Here is an 18930-nt window from a genome sequence, read left to right as displayed (position 1 = left end):
GGGCTTGTCACTCAATCCGTCTTGTCGTTTCAGTTCTGCGTTCTTTCCCTGTGACCAGACAGCGAACAGACATGAGATGATGGCCGCTAAACAGGCATGGATGACCCTGCCATACCATTCACAACATTAAGTTCGAGAATCACCCCGAGTTTAAGAACCCACACCATTATGAATCTTACCGAATTAAAGAATACGCCGGTTTCTGAGCTGATCACTCTCGGCGAAAATATGGGGCTGGAAAACCAGGCTCGTATGCGCAAGCAGGACATCATTTTCGCCATCCTGAAGCAGCATGCTAAGAGTGGCGAAGATATCTTTGGCGACGGTGTGTTGGAGATATTGCAAGACGGATTTGGTTTCCTCCGCTCTGCAGACAGCTCCTACCTCGCCGGCCCTGACGACATCTACGTATCCCCCAGCCAAATCCGCCGTTTCAACCTCCGCACTGGTGACACCATTTCAGGTAAGATTCGTCCTCCTAAAGAGGGTGAACGCTACTTTGCGCTGTTGAAAGTCAATGAAGTTAACTTTGACAAGCCAGAAAACTCACGTAACAAGATCCTCTTTGAGAACTTAACGCCTCTGCACGCGAACTCTCGCCTGCGCATGGAGCGTGGTAATGGTTCAACGGAAGATTTAACCGCGCGTGTTCTGGATCTGGCATCGCCAATTGGTCGCGGCCAACGTGGTCTGATTGTGGCACCGCCAAAAGCGGGTAAAACGATGCTGCTGCAGAATATCGCGCAGAGCATCGCCTATAACCACCCGGACTGCGTACTAATGGTACTGCTGATTGACGAACGTCCGGAAGAAGTGACCGAGATGCAGCGTCTGGTTAAAGGTGAAGTGGTTGCTTCTACCTTTGACGAACCCGCCTCTCGTCACGTTCAGGTCGCGGAAATGGTTATCGAGAAGGCGAAACGCCTGGTTGAGCACAAGAAAGACGTGATCATCCTGCTCGACTCCATTACCCGTCTGGCACGTGCTTACAACACCGTGGTTCCGGCTTCCGGTAAAGTACTGACCGGTGGTGTGGACGCCAACGCCCTGCACCGTCCGAAACGCTTCTTCGGTGCGGCACGTAACGTCGAAGAGGGCGGCAGCCTGACCATCATCGCAACGGCGCTGATCGATACCGGCTCCAAAATGGACGAAGTGATTTACGAAGAATTTAAAGGTACAGGTAACATGGAACTGCACCTTTCTCGTAAGATCGCTGAAAAACGCGTCTTCCCGGCAATCGACTACAACCGTTCCGGTACCCGTAAAGAAGAGCTGCTCACTACCCAGGAAGAGCTGCAGAAAATGTGGATCCTGCGCAAAATCATCCATCCAATGGGTGAAATCGACGCAATGGAATTCCTCATTAACAAACTGGCGATGACCAAAACGAACGACGATTTCTTCGATATGATGAAGCGCTCGTAACGTAAATAAAGCCTGTAAACGCCACGTTTTTACGTGGCGTTTTTCTTTTATGGATTATACGCTAGTACCATCTACTCCCAATTTTGACCGGTCAGTGCGACAATAAGATAATTCGCACAGTAAAAACATTAATAGCTTGAATAATAAGCAAATGGAATTGTAAGAGGTTTGCTTTATAACTTCAGGCTCAGCGCCTTGATGGTTATACTTCCTTGACTAACATTTGTTGAGAACATCCATTGTGAACCTACTTGATACGTTTACTGAACTAACCAGTATTTTCTTATTTACCACCTGCTTTTTGTTTCTGGCTCGTAAGGTGGCAAAATACCTGGGATTAGTGGATAAACCTAACTTCCGTAAGCGGCATCAAGGCATGATCCCTCTGGTTGGGGGATTTCTGTTTTTGCAGGTATCTGCTTCACTTTTGCAATAGCTGATTATTACATTCCCCACGCCCGGTTGTACCTGGCATGTGCAACCGTTCTCGTCGTGGTCGGCGCTCTTGACGATCGTTATGACATTAGCGTCAAGATCCGTGCCTTCGTTCAGGCTGCTGTAGCCATCACCATGATGACATTCGCAAAGTTGCACCTGAGTAGCCTGGGCTATATTTTTGGCCTCTGGGAGATGGAGCTCGGCCCATTCGGTTATTTCCTGACGCTTTTTGCTGTGTGGGTTGCGATTAACGCATTTAACATGGTTGACGGTATTGATGGATTGCTGGGAGGACTGTCCTGCGTCTCATTTGCCGCAATAGGTTTCATTTTATGGTTCGACGGGCAATACAGCCTGGCTATGTGGTGTTTTGCCATGATTGCGGCGATCCTGCCATATATCATGTTAAATCTTGGCGCACTGGGTCGACGCTACAAAGTATTCATGGGCGATGCGGGTAGCACGTTCATCGGCTTTACTATCATTTGGATCTTGCTGGAAACCACTCAGGGTGACGTGCATCCCATTAGTCCTGTAACGGCATTGTGGATTATTGCCATCCCGTTAATGGATATGGTCGCCATTATGTATCGCCGGCTTCGTAAAGGGATGAGCCCTTTCTCTGCTGACCGTCAGCACATTCATCATTTGATCATGCGAGCCGGATTCACTTCCCGGCAGGCATTTGTGCTAATTACACTGGCGGCTGCTATTCTAGCGGGGATTGGTGTGACGGCGGAATATACACATTTTGTGCCTGAGTGGGCTATGTTGGTATTGTTCTTGCTTGCTTTTTCTCTCTATGGCTACTGCATTAAGCGCGCATGGAAAGTCGCGCGATTCATTAAACGTCTTAAGCGCAGGATGCGTCGTAACAGTGGCAAAAACACAACATTAACTAAGTAAAACCGGGACTATGATGACTCAACCGTTGGCGGGAGCGAAATCAGTGGTAACTGAGAATGAACTGGATATTCGGGGTTTGTTTCGCGTGTTATGGGCAGGCAAACTTTGGATTGCGGGGATCGCGCTGGGGTTTGCACTGTTGGCGCTGGCCTACACATTCTTTGCAAAACAGGAGTGGAGCGCCACGGCAATCACAGACAGACCAACGGTTAACATGCTCGGGGGGTACTATTCCCAGCAGCAATTCCTGCGAAACCTGGATATTAAAGCCAATCTCGCGACGCCGGACCAGGCTTCCGTTATGGATGAAGCCTATAAAGAGTTTGTGATGCAACTGGCCTCGTGGGATACACGCCGCGATTTCTGGTCCCAGACGGATTACTACAAGCAGCGTCGGGTTGATAACACCAAAGCCGATGCCGCGCTGCTGGACGATCTGATTAACAATGTTCAATTTATGCCGGGTGATGCGCTGCGTAACGTCAACGACAGCGTCAAGCTGATTGCAGAAACCGCGCCGGACGCCAACAATCTGTTGCGTCAGTACGTCGCGTTTGCCAGCCAGCGTGCCGCAAGCCATCTTAATGAAGAGCTGAAAGGCGCATGGGCGGCCCGCACAATCCAGATGAAGGCGCAGGTCAAACGCCAGGAGGAAGTGGCAAATGCCATTTTCGCCCGACGCATACATAACATTGAACAGGCGTTGAAAATTGCGGAGCAGCACAATATTTCCCGCTCTGAGACGGATGTCCCGGCAGATGAATTGCCTGACTCTGAAATGTTCCTGCTTGGTCGCCCAATGTTGCAGGCGCGTCTGGAAAATCTGCAGGCCGTTGGCCCTGATTTTGACCTCGACTACGATCAAAATCGCGCGATGTTGAACACGCTTAATGTCGGTCCCACGATGGACCCGCGTTTTCAGACCTATCGTTATTTGAGAACACCTGAAGAACCTGTAAAACGCGATAGTCCGCGCCGTGCATTCCTGATGATCATGTGGGGGATTGTGGGTGCACTCGCTGGTGCTGGTGTTGCGTTAACGCGTCGTCGCGCAAACTAAGAACGCCGTTTACGATGAAGGCCAGGGCCTTCATCGTCTAATCGAAGAGAATCGATGTGAAAGTACTTACCGTATTTGGCACCAGGCCGGAGGCCATTAAGATGGCGCCTCTGGTACATGCGCTGGCCAGCGACCCTGATATTGAAGCGAAAGTCTGCGTTACGGCCCAGCACCGTGAGATGCTCGACCAGGTCTTAACGCTCTTTTCCATCGTCCCGGATTACGATCTCAATATTATGAAGCCGGGACAAGGATTGACGGAAATAACCTGCCGCATACTGCAAGGTCTCAAGCCGATCCTGGAGTCATTCCAGCCCGACGTTGTTCTGGTACATGGCGATACCACGACGACGATGGCAACAAGCCTGGCCGCTTTTTACCAGCGTATTCCCGTCGGCCATGTTGAGGCGGGCCTGCGTACCGGCAACCTTTATTCGCCGTGGCCAGAAGAGGCCAACCGTACGCTTACCGGCCATCTGGCGATGTACCATTTTGCCCCTACCGAGAATTCGCGTCAGAACCTGCTGCGCGAAAATATCGCCGACAACAAAATTTTTGTGACCGGCAATACGGTCATTGATGCGTTGATTTGGGTACGCGATCGCGTCCTGGCAAACAGCGATCTGCAGAAAGCGCTCGCAGCCCGCTATCCATTCCTGAATAACGGCAAAAAAACCATTCTGGTCACAGGCCATCGTCGCGAAAGCTTTGGCCGGGGTTTTGAGCAAATCTGTCACGCGCTGGCTGAAATTGCGGCGCAGAACGTCGATGTACAGATTGTCTATCCGGTCCACCTCAATCCTAACGTCAGCGAGCCGGTCAACCGCATCCTTGGCCATGTTGAAAATGTCCTGCTGATTGAACCGCAGGACTACCTGCCGTTTGTCTGGCTGATGAACCATGCCTGGCTGATCCTCACCGATTCCGGCGGCATTCAGGAGGAAGCACCGTCCCTCGGCAAGCCGGTGCTGGTGATGCGTGAAACGACTGAACGCCCGGAAGCGGTTAAAGCGGGTACCGTGCGTCTGGTCGGTACTGACGCGCAGCTCATCGTCGAAGAGGTGACGCGACTTCTGCATGATGATGACGCATATCAGACAATGAGCCGGGCCCATAATCCGTACGGAGATGGCCAGGCTTGTGGTCGTATTTTGCATGCACTTAAACACAATCGGGTATCGCTATGAGTTTTACTACCATCTCTGTCATTGGTCTTGGCTACATTGGCCTGCCCACCGCGGCGGCGTTTGCCTCTCGTCAGAAACAGGTTGTCGGTGTGGATATCAATGCCCGGGCGGTGGAAACCATTAACCGCGGCGAAATTCATATTGTTGAGCCCGATCTGGACCGCGTGGTGAAAGAGGCTGTTGACGGCGGCTTCCTGCGTGCCAGCACGACGCCAGTGGAAGCGGATGCGTACCTGATCGCCGTCCCGACGCCTTTTAAAGGCGAGCACGAGCCCGATATGATCTACGTCGAGGCGGCAGCGAAATCCATTGCCCCTGTGCTGAAGAAAGGGGCGCTGGTGATCCTGGAATCGACCTCGCCAGTGGGCGCCACCGAGCAGATGGCGCAGTGGCTGGCCGACGCGCGTCCCGATTTAAGCTTCCCGCAACAGGCGGGAGAGCAGGCGGATATCAACATCGCCTACTGTCCGGAGCGAGTGCTGCCGGGCCAGGTCATGGTTGAGCTGATTAAAAACGATCGCGTTATTGGCGGTATGACTCCCGTCTGCTCGGAACGTGCCAGCGCCCTGTACAAAATTTTCCTCGAAGGCGAATGCGTAGTGACCAACTCCCGCACCGCTGAAATGTGCAAGCTGACGGAAAACAGCTTCCGTGACGTGAATATCGCCTTTGCGAATGAGCTGTCGCTGATCTGCGCCGATCAGGGAATTAACGTCTGGGAATTGATTCGCCTGGCGAATCGCCATCCGCGCGTGAACATTCTTCAGCCGGGCCCGGGTGTGGGTGGACACTGTATCGCCGTCGATCCGTGGTTTATCGTGGCGCAGAATCCGGCGCAGGCGCGTCTGATCCGTACCGCGCGCGAAGTGAACGACAGCAAACCTCACTGGGTGCTCAACCAGGTCAAAGCCACGGTAGCCGATTGTCTTGCAGAGAGCGGCAAGCGAGCCAGCGAGCTGAAAATCGCCTGCTTTGGCCTGGCGTTTAAACCCAATATTGACGATTTGCGCGAAAGCCCGGCAATGGAAATTGCCGAGATGATCGCCGGGTGGCACAAGGGCGACACGGTGGTGGTTGAGCCGAATATCCATGAACTGCCGGCTAAACTGGCGGGGCACTGCACGTTGACGACCCTTGATGACGCGCTGGCAACGGCGGATGTGCTGGTGCTGCTGGTGGATCATAAAGAGTTTAAAGCGACGTCTGGTGATACCGTGCATCAACAGTATGTCGTTGATACCAAAGGCGTCTGGCGTTGAGTGAACTCCACGGCGTGCTTGAATCCCTTGAATGGGAAAGCACTTTTTTTGCACGCCCCTCGGCGATAGTGCGCTTGCGTGAGGATGCGCCTGCACTGCAGGAAGCTGACTTCAGCGCCTGGCAGCGCGTGCAGGCTAAGATCCCGGCGGACCGCGCCGATTGGCTTGATGTGCTCCAGCAACACGGTTTTCAGCTGGTTGAAGGTGAGGCAGACCTGTCTATTGCCCTTACCCGACACGATGCGTGCGGGGCGGAACTTGCAACGGAACAGGATATCCCTGTATTACGCCAGATGGCGGCTAAGGCATTTGCTCAGAGCCGCTTTCGTGCGCCCTGGTATGCACCTGATGACAGCGGACGCTTCTATGCCCAGTGGATTGAGAATGCGGTCAAAGGCACCTTTGACCACGTCTGTCTGGTGTGTCGTGCCGCGGACGGTCAGATACAGGGATTCGTTTCGCTGCGTAAGCTCAACGAGCGCGAGGCGCGTATTGGCTTATTAGCCGGACGCGGTATGGGGGCAAAACTCATGCAGGCGGCGCTGCACTGGGCGCAGCAGCAGCAGAGTGTGACGCTGCGGGTGGCTACCCAAATGGGCAACACTGCCGCGCTTAAACGTTATATTGCGAGTGGTGCCAACATCGACGCCACCGCCTACTGGTTATACAGGTGACAAGATGATTCCATTTAACGCCCCCCCCGTCGTCGGTACGGAACTCGACTATATGCAGTCTGCCATGGGCAGCGGCAAACTTTGCGGTGATGGCGGTTTCACCCGTCGCTGTCAGCAGTGGATGGAGCAGCGTTTTCGCAGCGCTAAAGTGCTGCTGACCCCGTCCTGTACGGCATCGCTGGAAATGGCGGCACTGCTGCTGGATATCCAGCCCGGCGATGAAGTGATCATGCCGAGCTATACCTTTGTCTCCACAGCAAATGCGTTTGTCCTGCGCGGAGCAAAAATCGTCTTTGTGGATATCCGCCCGGATACCATGAACATTGATGAGACGCTGATTGACGCGGCGATCACCGACAAAACGCGGGCGATCGTGCCGGTTCACTACGCGGGCGTAGCCTGTGAAATGGACACCATCATGGCGATCGCCAAAAAACACAACCTGTTTGTGGTGGAAGATGCCGCTCAGGGTGTGATGTCCACCTACAAGGGACGCGCGCTGGGCACTATCGGCCACATTGGCTGCTTTAGCTTCCACGAAACGAAAAACTATACGGCGGGTGGAGAAGGTGGCGCGACGCTGATCAACGACCCGGCGCTCGTGGAGCGTGCGGAAGTGATCCGTGAAAAAGGCACCAACCGCAGCCAGTTCTTCCGCGGGCAGGTGGATAAATACACCTGGCGCGATATCGGCTCAAGCTATCTGATGGCGGATCTGCAGGCGGCATATCTGTGGGCACAGCTGGAAGCGGCGGAGCGGATTAACCTTCAGCGCCTGTCCCTGTGGCAAACCTATTACGATGCACTTGAACCGCTGGCAAAAGCCGGGCGTATCGAGCTGCCAACTATTCCGGCTGATTGCGTTCACAATGCCCACATGTTCTACATCAAGCTTCGCGATAACGACGATCGCAGCCAGCTCATCGCCTGGCTGAAAGAAGCCGAAATTATGGCTGTGTTCCACTACATTCCGCTACATTCGAGCCCGGCAGGCGAGGCGTTCGGGGTGTTCGCCGGTGAAGACCGTTACACTACAAAAGAAAGTGAGCGTTTGCTTCGCTTGCCACTGTTCTACAACCTCGCGCCAGTTAACCAGCGTACGGTGATTAATACCCTTCTGAGTTATTTCGGCTGATATGTCTCTGGCAAAAGCATCGGTGTGGACCGCCGCGTCCACGCTTGTAAAGATTGGCGCCGGACTGCTGGTCGTCAAGCTGCTGGCCGTCTCATTCGGTCCTTCAGGCGTCGGGCTGGCGGGGAACTTCCGCCAGCTGGTGACCGTCCTTGGCGTGCTGGCCGGGGCCGGTATCTTCAACGGTGTGACCAAATACGTTGCTCAGTATCATGATGATGCGGCTCAGCTTCGCAGGGTGGTGGGCACCTCGTCGGCGATGGTCACGGGTTTTTCGACCCTGATGGCGATTGTCTTTCTGCTGGCGGCGGCCCCCATCAGTCAGGGATTATTTGGGCACACCCGGTATGAGGGGCTGGTGCGTCTGGTCGCATTGGTTCAGATGGGTATTGCCTGGGCAAACCTGCTCCTGGCATTGATGAAAGGCTTTCGTGATGCTGCCGGGAACGCGCTTGCGTTAATCCTGGGGAGCGTCATCGGCGTGATTGCCTATTACTTCTGCTACCGCCTGGGTGGCTATGAAGGGGCACTGCTTGGACTGGCGCTGGTTCCGGCGCTGGTTGTCGTTCCTGCCGCGTTTATGCTGATGCGTCGGGGCGTTATCCCTCTGAGCTACCTCAAACCGCGATGGGACAAAGTGCTTGCCAGCCAGTTGGGTAAATTTACCCTGATGGCGCTCATCACCTCCGTCACGCTGCCGGTGGCTTACGTGATGATGCGAAACCTGCTGGCGGCGCATTATAGCTGGGATGAGGTAGGGATCTGGCAGGGCGTAAGCAGTATTTCCGACGCCTACCTACAGTTTATTACGGCTTCCTTTAGCGTTTATTTGCTGCCAACCTTATCGCGTCTGACGTCCAGGCAGGATATTACCCGTGAGATTTTCCGCTCGCTGCGCTTTGTGCTTCCCGCCGTGGCGGCGGCCAGTTTTACCGTCTGGCTATTGCGCGATGTCGCCATCTGGCTGCTTTTCTCAGCGAAGTTTACCGCCATGCGCGATCTGTTTGCCTGGCAACTGGTGGGCGATGTGCTGAAAGTGGGGGCTTACGTTTTCGGCTACCTGGTGATTGCGAAAGCCTCGCTGCGGCTGTATATCCTGGCGGAGATAAGCCAGTTTGGGTTACTGACGGCATTTTCACACTGGCTGATACCTTCGCATGGTGCGCTGGGGGCGGCTCAGGCCTATATGGCAACCTATATCGTTTATTTCGCTGCCTGTTGCGGCGTATTTTTATTGTGGCGTAAACGCGCATGACTGCACTGATTCACATCCTGGGATCGGATATCCCACACCATAACCAGACCGTTTTGCGGTTCTTTAACGATGAACTGGCACCGGGTAACCCTGATGCACGTGAGTTTATGGTTGCAGGTCAGGATAAGGGCCTGAGCGAGGCATTTCCGGCGCTGACTCTTCGCTTCTGGCCAGACAAGGCCGCGCTGGCGAAGGCGGTCATTGCCAAAGCCAAAGCGAATCGCCAGCAACGTTTCTTTTTCCACGGGCAGTTCAATACCGGCCTGTGGCTGGCCCTGCTCAGCGGGGGAATCAAACCTTCCCAGTGCAGCTGGCATATCTGGGGGGCGGATCTCTACGAAGTCTCACGCGGCTGGAAATTCCGCCTTTTCTATCCCCTTCGCCGGATGGCACAGGGCAGGGTGGGCTGCGTTTTTGCCACCCGTGGCGATCTCAACTATTTTGCGAAACAGCATCCGAACGTGCGCGGTGAGCTAATCTATTTCCCAACCCGCATGGATCCGGCGCTAAATACCCTGGCGAATGACACGGTTCGTGAAGGCAAGCTGACGATTCTGGTGGGAAATTCAGGCGACCGCAGTAACGAGCATGTTGCCGCGCTGCGGGCGGTACACCAGCAGTTTGGCGACACGGTGAACGTGGTCGTGCCGATGGGTTATCCGGCCAATAACGACGCCTACATCAACGAGGTTCGCCAGCAGGGTCTTACGCTTTTTAGCCCTGAGAATCTTCAAATCCTCAGTGAAAAGCTGGCGTTTGATGAATACCTTACGCTGCTAAGAAAATGCGATCTCGGCTATTTTATCTTTGCGCGTCAGCAGGGGATAGGTACGTTGTGTCTGCTGATCCAGGCGGGGGTGCCGTGCGTGCTCAACCGTGACAACCCATTCTGGCAGGATATGGTTGAACAGCATATTCCGGTGCTGTTTACCTCCGATACGCTGAATGTCGAGGTGGTACGGGAAGCACAACGCCAGCTCACGCTGGTGGATAAAAACAGTATCGACTTTTTCAGCCCGAACTATCTCACACCGTGGCATCGTGCGCTGCGTATCGCGTCAGGAGACAAAGCATGAGTCAGTTGCAATTCAGCGGCTTACTGGTTGTCTGGCTTCTGAGCACGCTGTTTATCGCCACCCTCACCTGGTTTGAATTCCGCCGGGTGCGCTTCAACTTTAACGTATTCTTCTCGTTACTGTTTCTGCTGACCTTCTTTTTCGGCTTCCCGCTGACCAGCATTCTGGTTTTCCGGTTTGACGTGAGCGTCGCGCCGCCGGAAATCTTGCTCCAGGCGCTTCTGGCGGCGACCTGTTTCTATGCGGTTTACTACGTCACCTACAAAACGCGGCTGCGTTCAGCCAGGGCCACTGCATCACGCCGGGCGCTCTTTACTATGAATCGGGTGGAGACCCACCTGACATGGGTGATATTGATGGCTATCGCCCTGGTCAGTGTCGGGATCTTCTTTATGCATAACGGCTTCCTGCTGTTTAAGCTCAACTCCTACAGCCAGATTTTTTCGGCTGAAGTTTCGGGCGTGGCGTTAAAGCGATTCTTCTACTTCTTTATCCCGGCGATGCTGGTGATTTTCTTCCTGCGACAGGACAGCAAAGCGTGGCTATTCTTCCTGGTCAGTACCGTCGCGTTCGGTATCCTGACCTACATGATTGTGGGCGGTACGCGTGCCAATATCATCATTGCTTTCGCTATCTTCTTGTTTATCGGCATTATCCGCGGCTGGATCTCGCTGTGGATGCTGGTGGCGGCAGGGGTGTTTGGCATTGTGGGGATGTTCTGGCTGGCGCTGAAGCGCTACGGGATGAACGTGGCGGGCGATGAGGCGTTTTACACGTTCCTCTACCTGACGCGCGATACCTTCTCGCCGTGGGAAAACCTGGCCTTGCTGCTACAAAACTACGACAAGATTGATTTCCAGGGGCTTGCGCCGATTGTTCGCGACTTCTATGTCTTTATCCCGAGCTGGCTATGGCCGGACCGCCCTGGCGTGGTGCTCAATACCGCGAACTATTTTACCTGGGAAGTGTTGAACAATCATTCGGGTCTGGCGATCTCGCCAACGCTGATCGGCTCCCTGGTGGTGATGGGCGGCGGCTGGTTTATCCTGCCTGGTGCGGTTGTCGTAGGGCTGATTATTAAATGGTTCGACTGGCTTTACCTGCGCGGTATTGAAGAGACGAACCGCTACAAAGCGGCCATTTTGCACAGTTTCTGCTTTGGTGCCATTTTCAATATGATCGTTCTGGCGCGCGAAGGCCTGGATTCATTCGTTTCGCGCGTGGTGTTCTTCATGGTCGTTTTCGGCATCAGCCTGTTACTGGCCAAATTGCTGTACTGGCTGTTTGACAGTGCAGGGCTTGTGCACAAGCGCGGGCAACAGGGCAGCACAACGCTGTCGCAAGTTTAAGAAAGGATAGTCATGACGGATAAAACTTCTGCACCGCGTTATGCGCTTCGTGGTTTGCAGCTTATTGGCTGGCGCGATATGCAGCACGCGCTGGATTTTCTTTTTGCCGATGGTCAGATGAAATCCGGTACGCTGGTTGCCATCAATGCAGAAAAGATGCTGGCGGTGGAAGATAACGCCGAAGTCAAAAGCCTGATTGAAGCGGCTGAATTTAAATACGCGGACGGGATTAGCGTGGTCCGATCTATCCGTAAAAAGTTTCCTGGCGCTAATGTTTCCCGCGTGGCGGGGGCCGATCTCTGGGAGCATCTTATGGCCCGCGCGGGCGCGGAGGGGACGCCAGTCTTCCTGATTGGCGGTAAGCCCGAAGTGCTGGCACAGACCGAAGAGAAGCTGCGTCGTCAGTGGAATGTTAATATTGTCGGCAGTCAGGATGGTTACTTTAAGCCTGAAGAACGGCAGGCCTTGTTTGCACGCGTTCGCGACTGCGGGGCAAAAATTGTCACCGTGGCGATGGGTTCCCCGCGCCAGGAAATCCTGATGCGCGACTGTCGGCTGGTCAGCCCGGATGCCCTGTATATGGGCGTAGGAGGCACCTACGACGTCTTTACCGGCCACGTTAAGCGTGCACCGACGGTCTGGCAAAATATGGGGCTGGAATGGCTCTACCGCCTGCTTTCACAACCCACCCGCATTAAACGACAGATTCGTCTGCTTCGCTACCTCGCCTGGCACTACACCGGGAAAATGTAATCAAAATGTAGCGCGATATGCTGTTCGCGCTGCAACTCGCCTGCAAAACTGCTGATAATTTGTGCAATGCATTCATTTTTTTTATGCATCGTTTGCCATTTGGTCGATTTTAAGAAACCATTCGCTCCGTATTTTAGTCCCCCTAAAAAACAATACCCGGTATTAAGCCGGGAAACAGCAAACACAATCGAGGATCTATGGCAGAGAAACAACCGGAGCTACAGCGTGGGCTGGAAGCTCGTCATATCGAACTGATCGCGCTGGGCGGCACTATCGGCGTGGGCCTGTTTATGGGCTCCGCAAGCACCCTTAAATGGGCAGGCCCTTCCGTATTACTGGCGTATATCATCGCCGGGCTGTTTGTTTTCTTCATCATGCGCTCAATGGGCGAAATGCTCTTTCTGGAACCCGTAACCGGATCTTTTGCCGTTTACGCGCACCGTTATATGAGCCCGTTCTTCGGCTACCTGACAGCCTGGTCCTACTGGTTTATGTGGATGGCGGTGGGCATCTCTGAAATCACCGCGATAGGGGTCTATGTCCAGTTCTGGTTCCCGGACATGGTCCAGTGGATACCGGCGCTGATTGCCGTGGGGCTGGTGGCGCTGGCAAACCTGGCCGCGGTGCGCCTGTACGGTGAAATCGAGTTCTGGTTTGCGATGATCAAAGTGACCACCATCATCGTGATGATTGTGATTGGTCTGGGCGTGATTTTCTTTGGCTTTGGCAACGGTGGGCACGCCATCGGCTTTGGCAACCTGACTGAACACGGCGGCTTCTTCGCTGGCGGCTGGAAGGGCTTCCTGACAGCGCTGTGTATCGTGGTGGCTTCATATCAGGGTGTGGAGCTGATCGGTATTACTGCCGGTGAAGCGAAAAACCCGCAGGTCACGCTGCGCAGCGCGGTGGGCAAAGTGCTGTGGCGCATCCTGATTTTCTATGTGGGCGCGATCTTCGTTATCGTGACTATCTTCCCGTGGAATGAAATTGGCACGACCGGAAGCCCGTTCGTTTTAACCTTTGCGAAGATTGGTATTACCGCAGCAGCAGGCATCATCAACTTTGTGGTTTTGACAGCGGCACTCTCTGGCTGTAACAGCGGGATGTACAGCTGTGGCCGTATGCTCTACGCACTCTCGAAAAATAACCAGCTACCTGCGGCGATGAGTAAAGTATCACGTGCGGGTGTGCCAGTTGCGGGGGTCGCGGTATCCATTGTGATTCTGCTGATTGGCTCATGCCTGAATTACATCATTCCTAATCCGCAGCGTGTGTTTGTTTACGTCTACAGTGCCAGCGTGCTGCCGGGTATGGTGCCGTGGTTTGTCATTCTCATCAGCCAGCTGCGTTTCCGTCATGCACATAAAAAAGCGATCGCCAGCCATCCGTTCCGCTCGATCCTGTTCCCGTATGCGAACTATTTAACGATGGCGTTCCTGATTTGCGTATTAATTGGAATGTACTTTAATGAAGATACCCGCATGTCGCTGTTTGTCGGGCTAATCTTCCTGGCGGCAGTGACGGCCGCGTATAAGCTTTTTGGCCTGGGTCGCCGCGGCACCACGCACAAAGTGGAGGAATAAGCGGCAAAATGTGCAAACCATAACCAAACGCGCATTTTTTTCAAAAAATCACTAGACAGCGGGGACGGAGGTACGTAATATCCAGCCCCGCAACGGCGCTAAGCGCCCGTAGCTCAGCTGGATAGAGCGCTGCCCTCCGGAGGCAGAGGTCTCAGGTTCGAATCCTGTCGGGCGCGCCATTTTAGTCCCGGCGCTAGAGCTGCGGTGGTCTGAGAAGTAGTCAGTACCGCGTGAAAGAATACAGTGGTGGCTATAGCTCAGTTGGTAGAGCCCTGGATTGTGATTCCAGTTGTCGTGGGTTCGAATCCCATTAGCCACCCCATTATTGAAAGAGTTGTGAATTGCGAAGGTGGCGGAATTGGTAGACGCGCTAGCTTCAGGTGTTAGTGTCCTTAGGATGTGGGGGTTCGAGTCCCCCCCTCGCACCACGACTTTTTAAATGAATTGAACTAAAAATTCAAAAAGCAGTACATCGGCGAGTAGCGCAGCTTGGTAGCGCAACTGGTTTGGGACCAGTGGGTCGGAGGTTCGAATCCTCTCTCGCCGACCAATTTTGAACCCCGCTTCGGCGGGGTTTTTTGTTTTCTGTGATGTTTCTTTCCTGTAGTGATTCCCCGACAGCGCCCTTTTTCAGTGTCGCGATTCAGCGACATGTAATCCGTTGAAAGTAATAGAAATATTTATTTAGGGGCTTTACTGTCTCTTTTTGACGACATATTTCTGCATTTAGCGATACGTTATGAAGCTTCAGACAGTGCTTAACAGCATAATTTCCTTTTATCTTAAAATGTTGCGTCATGTATACGTTTTGCGTGTAACTCTGGCACGTTACGTGCAATAATATACGTGTAGATGCTCATTCCATCTCTTATGTTCGCCTTAGTGCCTCATAAACTCAGGAATGACGCAGAGCCATTTACGGTGCTTATCGTCCACTGACAGATGTCGCTTCGGCCTCATCAGACACCATGGACATAACGTTGAGTGAAGCACCAAATATGTTGTCTTACAGACCTGTTTTAACGCCTGCTTTTATAGCAGGCGTTTTTTTATGCCTTATTCCTGATAAAAGCGCATGATGAGAGCAACACTCAGCAGAGCCGCTGACGAAACCATATATAGCGCCTGTACTGAGCCAACCCCGGAAGCCACCACAGCTGCAATGCCAGTGAAAAGTGAGGCGCTGAGCGTTTGCCAGCGCCAGGCTTTACCGCTGGCAACAGCGATTTGCCTGGCCTGAAAATGGCTGAGCATGCCAAACGTACCCGCTGCAAAAAGCACGTTTGAGGCCAGATGTGCGACAAAGATCATCCCAGGCGCATAACCTGCCCAGTTGGCCATAAACGGCAGCATTCCATAAGCGGCCAGAAAGATGCCAAGGCAAAGTAATAATCGCGGCGTACGAGCCGCAAAACGCGCCAGACTGTCTCTTTTAAGCAGCAAAGGGCCGCAAAGCTGCCCCATGCTCCTCGCAAAAAGCAGGGGCAGAGCAAGGCCAGCCGCATCCTGAGGGCGTAGCTGCTGGGCCAGTGCCGGAAGAAGTGCCATAGCGGGTGATCCGACAGCGGCCAGCGCAGGCAAAATGAGCAAGCTGCGTTTCTGCCGAACGGTCAATGTCTGCCAGCGCAATTTCGTAGAAACCCCCTTTTCTTCAGGGGCGTCGTGTGGAGCTGGTGAAAACAGGCGTTCCGCCAGCCATAACATGACCAGCGACCCGAGGAAACTGATGGCATCAATGGTCAGCAAGGCGAGCACGGGCATCTTCTGAAAAAGCACCACGCCCAGCCCGGTACCTAATAGCACCTGAGACGCAAAAATAACATTTTCCAGACAGGTGGCGGCAGGCAGTTCCGTTTCGCTGAGGCCGCGCTTGAAGAGCAACGTCAGGGCGGGCCAGCTCATCCCGCTGAGTAGCGCTTCGGTGGATTGCACGGCGAGTAACGCGACAACGCTATGATAACCCACGCCAAGCAGGGGAAAGAGCAGGGCAAGTAAGCCGAGTCCTTCGGTCAATATCAGCAGGGATATCGGAGAATAGCGCGAGCATAGCCTTTCACCGAGCATGCTGCCGAAAAACCCTGGTACCGTGGCGAAAAGAAAGGCGAGGGTAAGCAGGGCTGGCGGGGCTGACCACGCTAACAGCAGCCCGAAGACTACAACCTGGGTTAACCCATTTCCCAGTGAAGAGAAGATAAAAGCACAGGCAAGCAGGCGCAGCCAGCGATGGCAGCGCAGCGCTTCAATAAGCGCATACAAAAGCGAGTTCATGACGATTTCCTTTCAGAAACGATTTAGTCCACGCGCAATTCGCGCATGTGCGAAAAAAAGTTAATGAAAAGGCATCGTTACATTGGCGGGTTCGTTTGTGGCTTGAGGTGTAAAGAATGTAGCAGGAGAAAAGCGATAAAAAAAGGAGGCCGTCTGGCCTCCCTGTTAATTACTGCTGCGTGCCGTTGTTCTGCAACGTTAACAGCAACCCATCTCGCCGCATGGCAGCAGCCTCTTCTGGCTTATGCTGTTTGTCGAGCGTATCGGCAAGCCACGCGTAGTCATAGGCGTCCGGACGCTGTTTCAGTGCCGCACGGAAGGCGAGGCTCGCCTCCTGCCATTCGCCGTGCTTCATCAGTGACTGGCCCAGCGTGCTCCACAGCAGCGGGCGGTCGCCGACGGTTTTGATCTGCTGACGCAGCACTTTCTCGACTTGCTCTGGGTTATTGGTTTTCAGGCGCGGGATCACCATGACCAGACGATCGTCGTACTGGCGCTTGAGACCGTCGAGGAGGATCTCCTGGGCGGTGTCATGATCGTCACATTCAATAAGATGTTCCGCCATCGCCACCTGCAGAGGAACCTGCTGACGCGTTTTCCGGCTCTGATTTTTCCACCAGGTCTTCAGGCCGTCGCTACCCAGGTCGGCGCGTGCCTGATCCATCAGGCCAATCCATGCCAGACGCTGAAGCTCGTCACGATGCTCGTCATCACCCACTTCGGCCTTCGCCATTGACGGAATGATGTCCAGCAGCGAGCCCCACGCACCGGTACGAATATAAGCCTGTTCGGCAAGACGCAGGACTTCAGGATGGCGGGGAGCTATTTCCAGCAGGCGGTCAATGCCATGGCGCGCCGCATGGTTCTCATTGCGTGCCAGCTGCAGACGAACGCGGGTGATCTCAACCGGAATCGGGTCACCGGAAGCCAGTTCTGACGCACGTTCCAGATGCTGATTCGCACGGGCTTCATCACCGCGCTGCTGCGCTGCTTCGGCAGCCAGAAGATAGTTCACCACCGGCTGTTCTGCATGGTCGGCATTTTTCGACATCAGCTTTTCAACCTGCTGATAATCGCCTTCGGCGAGCTTAAGCAGCGCCTGCTCGGTTTGCTTACGCGCACGACGACGCTTGCGGCCAACGAACCAGCCGCGCGTATGCGCGCCGGTACGGAAAATACGGCGCAGGATCCATTCGACTGCCAGCAGTACTACGACGCCGAGGATCAGAATAATCACCAGACCCGTTACGCTGGTTTCGATGTTGTAATTATCGGTCTGGATCAGAACGTATCCCTGATGACCGGCAAGCATCGGTCCCAGGACGATCCCGGCGATCAACAAGATGAAGAGTAAGAGAACTTTTAGCATCATTACTCTCCTTGTGGCGCGCTTTCAGGCGCTGGCGCTGGTGCCGCTCCGCCTGTTTGCTCTGCCGGAACGCCCGGCTGTGCCAGCAGGTTACGCACGCGCGTCTGCATCAGTTTCTCCAGTATCGGCTGGCTGGCCAGCTTATCCGGTACGTTCATCGTGATGTTCTGCTGGCTCAGCTTGTCGATGTCTTCGAGGAAAGCGGTGGTCGTCGCGTCATCGGTATTGTAATACGCACGCACCCACGTCGAGACGTTATCCAGCGCCTGTTTGTAGGTCTCTTCCTGATGACGCGGCACAGCCTGAGCCGCCACCAGCAGGCGGGAACGGATGTTTTCGCGCAGATAGATATCCTGATTCGGCGCTAACAGCGGTACAGCGGTTTCATCGCGACGACGGATGGTGATAAAGCTGTCCATAAAGTTCTGCCAGCTTTTCTGCAGGTTAATGCGCCATTCGCTCAGAGAGCTGGAAAGCTCGGTACCGTCGGAATCCATGGGGGAGTCGTCGTCGTTGTTATCCGCCAGCTGCAGGTTATCAATCTGATTCGAAAGCTGGTTCACCTTGAGGATAATGCCGTCGTAATCCACCTGCGAAACGGCGGAAAGACTCGCGATATCTTCGGTGATCGCGCGACGTGCGGTAATGAGGCTGGGATCGTTCATGTCTGCCAGGCTTGCATCGGCGCTTTTCAGCAGTGCGGCAGCGGTGGTAACGTCCTGGTCGCTCCAGAGCTTACGCCCGGCGAGTTTTACGAGGAAATCGGCCTGAGAGAGCAGCCAGGTTTTGGCATCGGTACCGGAAATCGTGGCGACTTTTTGCTGTACTTCGTCCAGTTGTTTGGTCAGCTCTTCCTGTTTGCTGTTTGCCTCGGCCAGCGCGGCAGCCTGCTGCTTAATCACCGCTTCCAGCTCGGTTTTCTGCGTTTCCTGCGCTTTTTGCAGGGAGGTAAGCTGATTGACCAGCGTATCGCTGGTGGCCGTCTGGTTAGCGCCCTGTTGCTTCACAAGGCCGTACAGGCCAACACCTGCCGCCAGTGCAATGGCGATGGCAATTGCGCTCAGCGCGAGGCTGGTTTTGTTGCTGCCGTTTTTCTTCTCAGCGGTTTTCTCAGTCGTCTCTGGCTGTGGTGTGGTGTCCACAGTCTCCCTGGTCTCTTCAACCACGGCGGAGGATTTTTCGTGTTCCGTCAT

At 54.2% G+C, this 18930-nt stretch carries 14 protein-coding genes, 4 tRNA genes and 1 pseudogene; 16 read left to right on the top strand and 3 right to left on the bottom strand.

Features of this window, described 5'->3' with window-relative positions; translation table 11 throughout:
- Positions 1 to 168: 168 nt before the first annotated feature.
- From rho to A4308_RS06285, 16 genes and pseudogenes are all read left to right on the top strand, one after another.
- Positions 169 to 1428: a transcription termination factor Rho gene (gene rho / locus A4308_RS06360; protein ID WP_008501566.1), complete on the top strand. Its 1260-nt coding sequence runs from the start codon at positions 169 to 171 to the stop codon at positions 1426 to 1428.
- A gap of 241 nt (positions 1429 to 1669) precedes the next feature.
- Positions 1670 to 2772 (top strand): annotated as a pseudogene (wecA, locus tag A4308_RS06355) (UDP-N-acetylglucosamine--undecaprenyl-phosphate N-acetylglucosaminephosphotransferase).
- Between the two features lie 13 nt (positions 2773 to 2785).
- Positions 2786 to 3832, top strand: coding sequence for an ECA polysaccharide chain length modulation protein (wzzE, locus tag A4308_RS06350; RefSeq protein WP_014885668.1), 1047 nt, complete (start codon positions 2786 to 2788; stop codon positions 3830 to 3832).
- 56 nt (positions 3833 to 3888) lie between these two features.
- Positions 3889 to 5019 carry a non-hydrolyzing UDP-N-acetylglucosamine 2-epimerase gene (gene wecB / locus A4308_RS06345; protein WP_014885667.1) on the top strand — a complete coding sequence of 377 codons (1131 nt, stop codon included), beginning with the start codon at positions 3889 to 3891 and terminating at the stop codon, positions 5017 to 5019.
- Positions 5016 to 6278 carry a UDP-N-acetyl-D-mannosamine dehydrogenase gene (gene wecC / locus A4308_RS06340; protein WP_045135414.1) on the top strand — a complete coding sequence of 421 codons (1263 nt, stop codon included), beginning with the start codon at positions 5016 to 5018 and terminating at the stop codon, positions 6276 to 6278. The genes wecB and wecC overlap by 4 nt, the downstream gene beginning before the upstream one ends.
- Positions 6275 to 6952 (top strand): dTDP-4-amino-4,6-dideoxy-D-galactose acyltransferase, encoded by a 678-nt coding sequence (gene rffC / locus A4308_RS06335; RefSeq protein ID WP_045135415.1) that lies wholly within the window; start codon positions 6275 to 6277, stop codon positions 6950 to 6952. The genes wecC and rffC overlap by 4 nt, the downstream gene beginning before the upstream one ends.
- Positions 6953 to 6956: 4 nt before the next feature.
- A complete protein-coding gene (rffA, locus tag A4308_RS06330) occupies positions 6957 to 8087 on the top strand; it encodes a dTDP-4-amino-4,6-dideoxygalactose transaminase (protein ID WP_014885664.1) in 1131 nt (376 codons plus the stop codon).
- 1 nt (position 8088) lies between these two features.
- Positions 8089 to 9339: a lipid III flippase WzxE gene (wzxE, locus tag A4308_RS06325; RefSeq protein WP_045135416.1), complete on the top strand. Its 1251-nt coding sequence runs from the start codon at positions 8089 to 8091 to the stop codon at positions 9337 to 9339.
- Positions 9336 to 10415, top strand: coding sequence for a TDP-N-acetylfucosamine:lipid II N-acetylfucosaminyltransferase (locus A4308_RS06320; RefSeq protein WP_032635142.1), 1080 nt, complete (start codon positions 9336 to 9338; stop codon positions 10413 to 10415). Before wzxE ends, A4308_RS06320 begins: the two co-directional genes overlap by 4 nt.
- The gene (wzyE, locus tag A4308_RS06315) at positions 10412 to 11764 is read left to right on the top strand and encodes an ECA oligosaccharide polymerase (protein ID WP_045135417.1); all 1353 of its coding nucleotides are present in this window, start codon (positions 10412 to 10414) and stop codon (positions 11762 to 11764) included. The genes A4308_RS06320 and wzyE overlap by 4 nt, the downstream gene beginning before the upstream one ends.
- A 12-nt stretch (positions 11765 to 11776) precedes the next feature.
- A complete protein-coding gene (wecG, locus tag A4308_RS06310) occupies positions 11777 to 12517 on the top strand; it encodes a lipopolysaccharide N-acetylmannosaminouronosyltransferase (protein WP_045135418.1) in 741 nt (246 codons plus the stop codon).
- Between the two features lie 197 nt (positions 12518 to 12714).
- On the top strand, positions 12715 to 14100 hold the full coding sequence (gene thrP, locus A4308_RS06305) for a bifunctional threonine/serine APC transporter ThrP (protein WP_023331578.1): 1386 nt from the start codon (positions 12715 to 12717) through the stop codon (positions 14098 to 14100).
- 102 nt (positions 14101 to 14202) lie between these two features.
- Positions 14203 to 14279: transfer RNA gene (locus tag A4308_RS06300), tRNA-Arg, on the top strand.
- A gap of 67 nt (positions 14280 to 14346) precedes the next feature.
- Positions 14347 to 14422: transfer RNA gene (locus A4308_RS06295), tRNA-His, on the top strand.
- Between the two features lie 21 nt (positions 14423 to 14443).
- Positions 14444 to 14528: transfer RNA gene (locus tag A4308_RS06290), tRNA-Leu, on the top strand.
- Between the two features lie 45 nt (positions 14529 to 14573).
- Positions 14574 to 14650, top strand: a tRNA-Pro gene (locus A4308_RS06285).
- A gap of 506 nt (positions 14651 to 15156) precedes the next feature.
- Here A4308_RS06285 and A4308_RS06280 read toward each other — a convergent pair.
- The 3 genes from A4308_RS06280 to hemX all read right to left on the bottom strand — a co-directional run bounded on the left by A4308_RS06280 (position 15157) and on the right by hemX (position 18930).
- Entirely contained in the window at positions 15157 to 16368 is a 1212-nt protein-coding gene (locus tag A4308_RS06280) for an MFS transporter (RefSeq protein WP_045135419.1), read from the bottom strand.
- Between the two features lie 169 nt (positions 16369 to 16537).
- Positions 16538 to 17737, bottom strand: coding sequence for a protoheme IX biogenesis protein HemY (gene hemY, locus A4308_RS06275; RefSeq protein WP_014885656.1), 1200 nt, complete (start codon positions 17735 to 17737; stop codon positions 16538 to 16540).
- A gap of 2 nt (positions 17738 to 17739) precedes the next feature.
- Entirely contained in the window at positions 17740 to 18930 is a 1191-nt protein-coding gene (gene hemX, locus A4308_RS06270; RefSeq protein ID WP_045135420.1) for a uroporphyrinogen-III C-methyltransferase, read from the bottom strand.

Origin of the sequence: Enterobacter sp. ODB01 (assembly GCF_001623605.1) — a bacterium.
Lineage (GTDB): Bacteria > Pseudomonadota > Gammaproteobacteria > Enterobacterales > Enterobacteriaceae > Enterobacter > Enterobacter kobei.
Note: the sequence above shows the minus strand (reverse complement) of the source record. Positions and strands in the feature narration are given on the sequence as shown.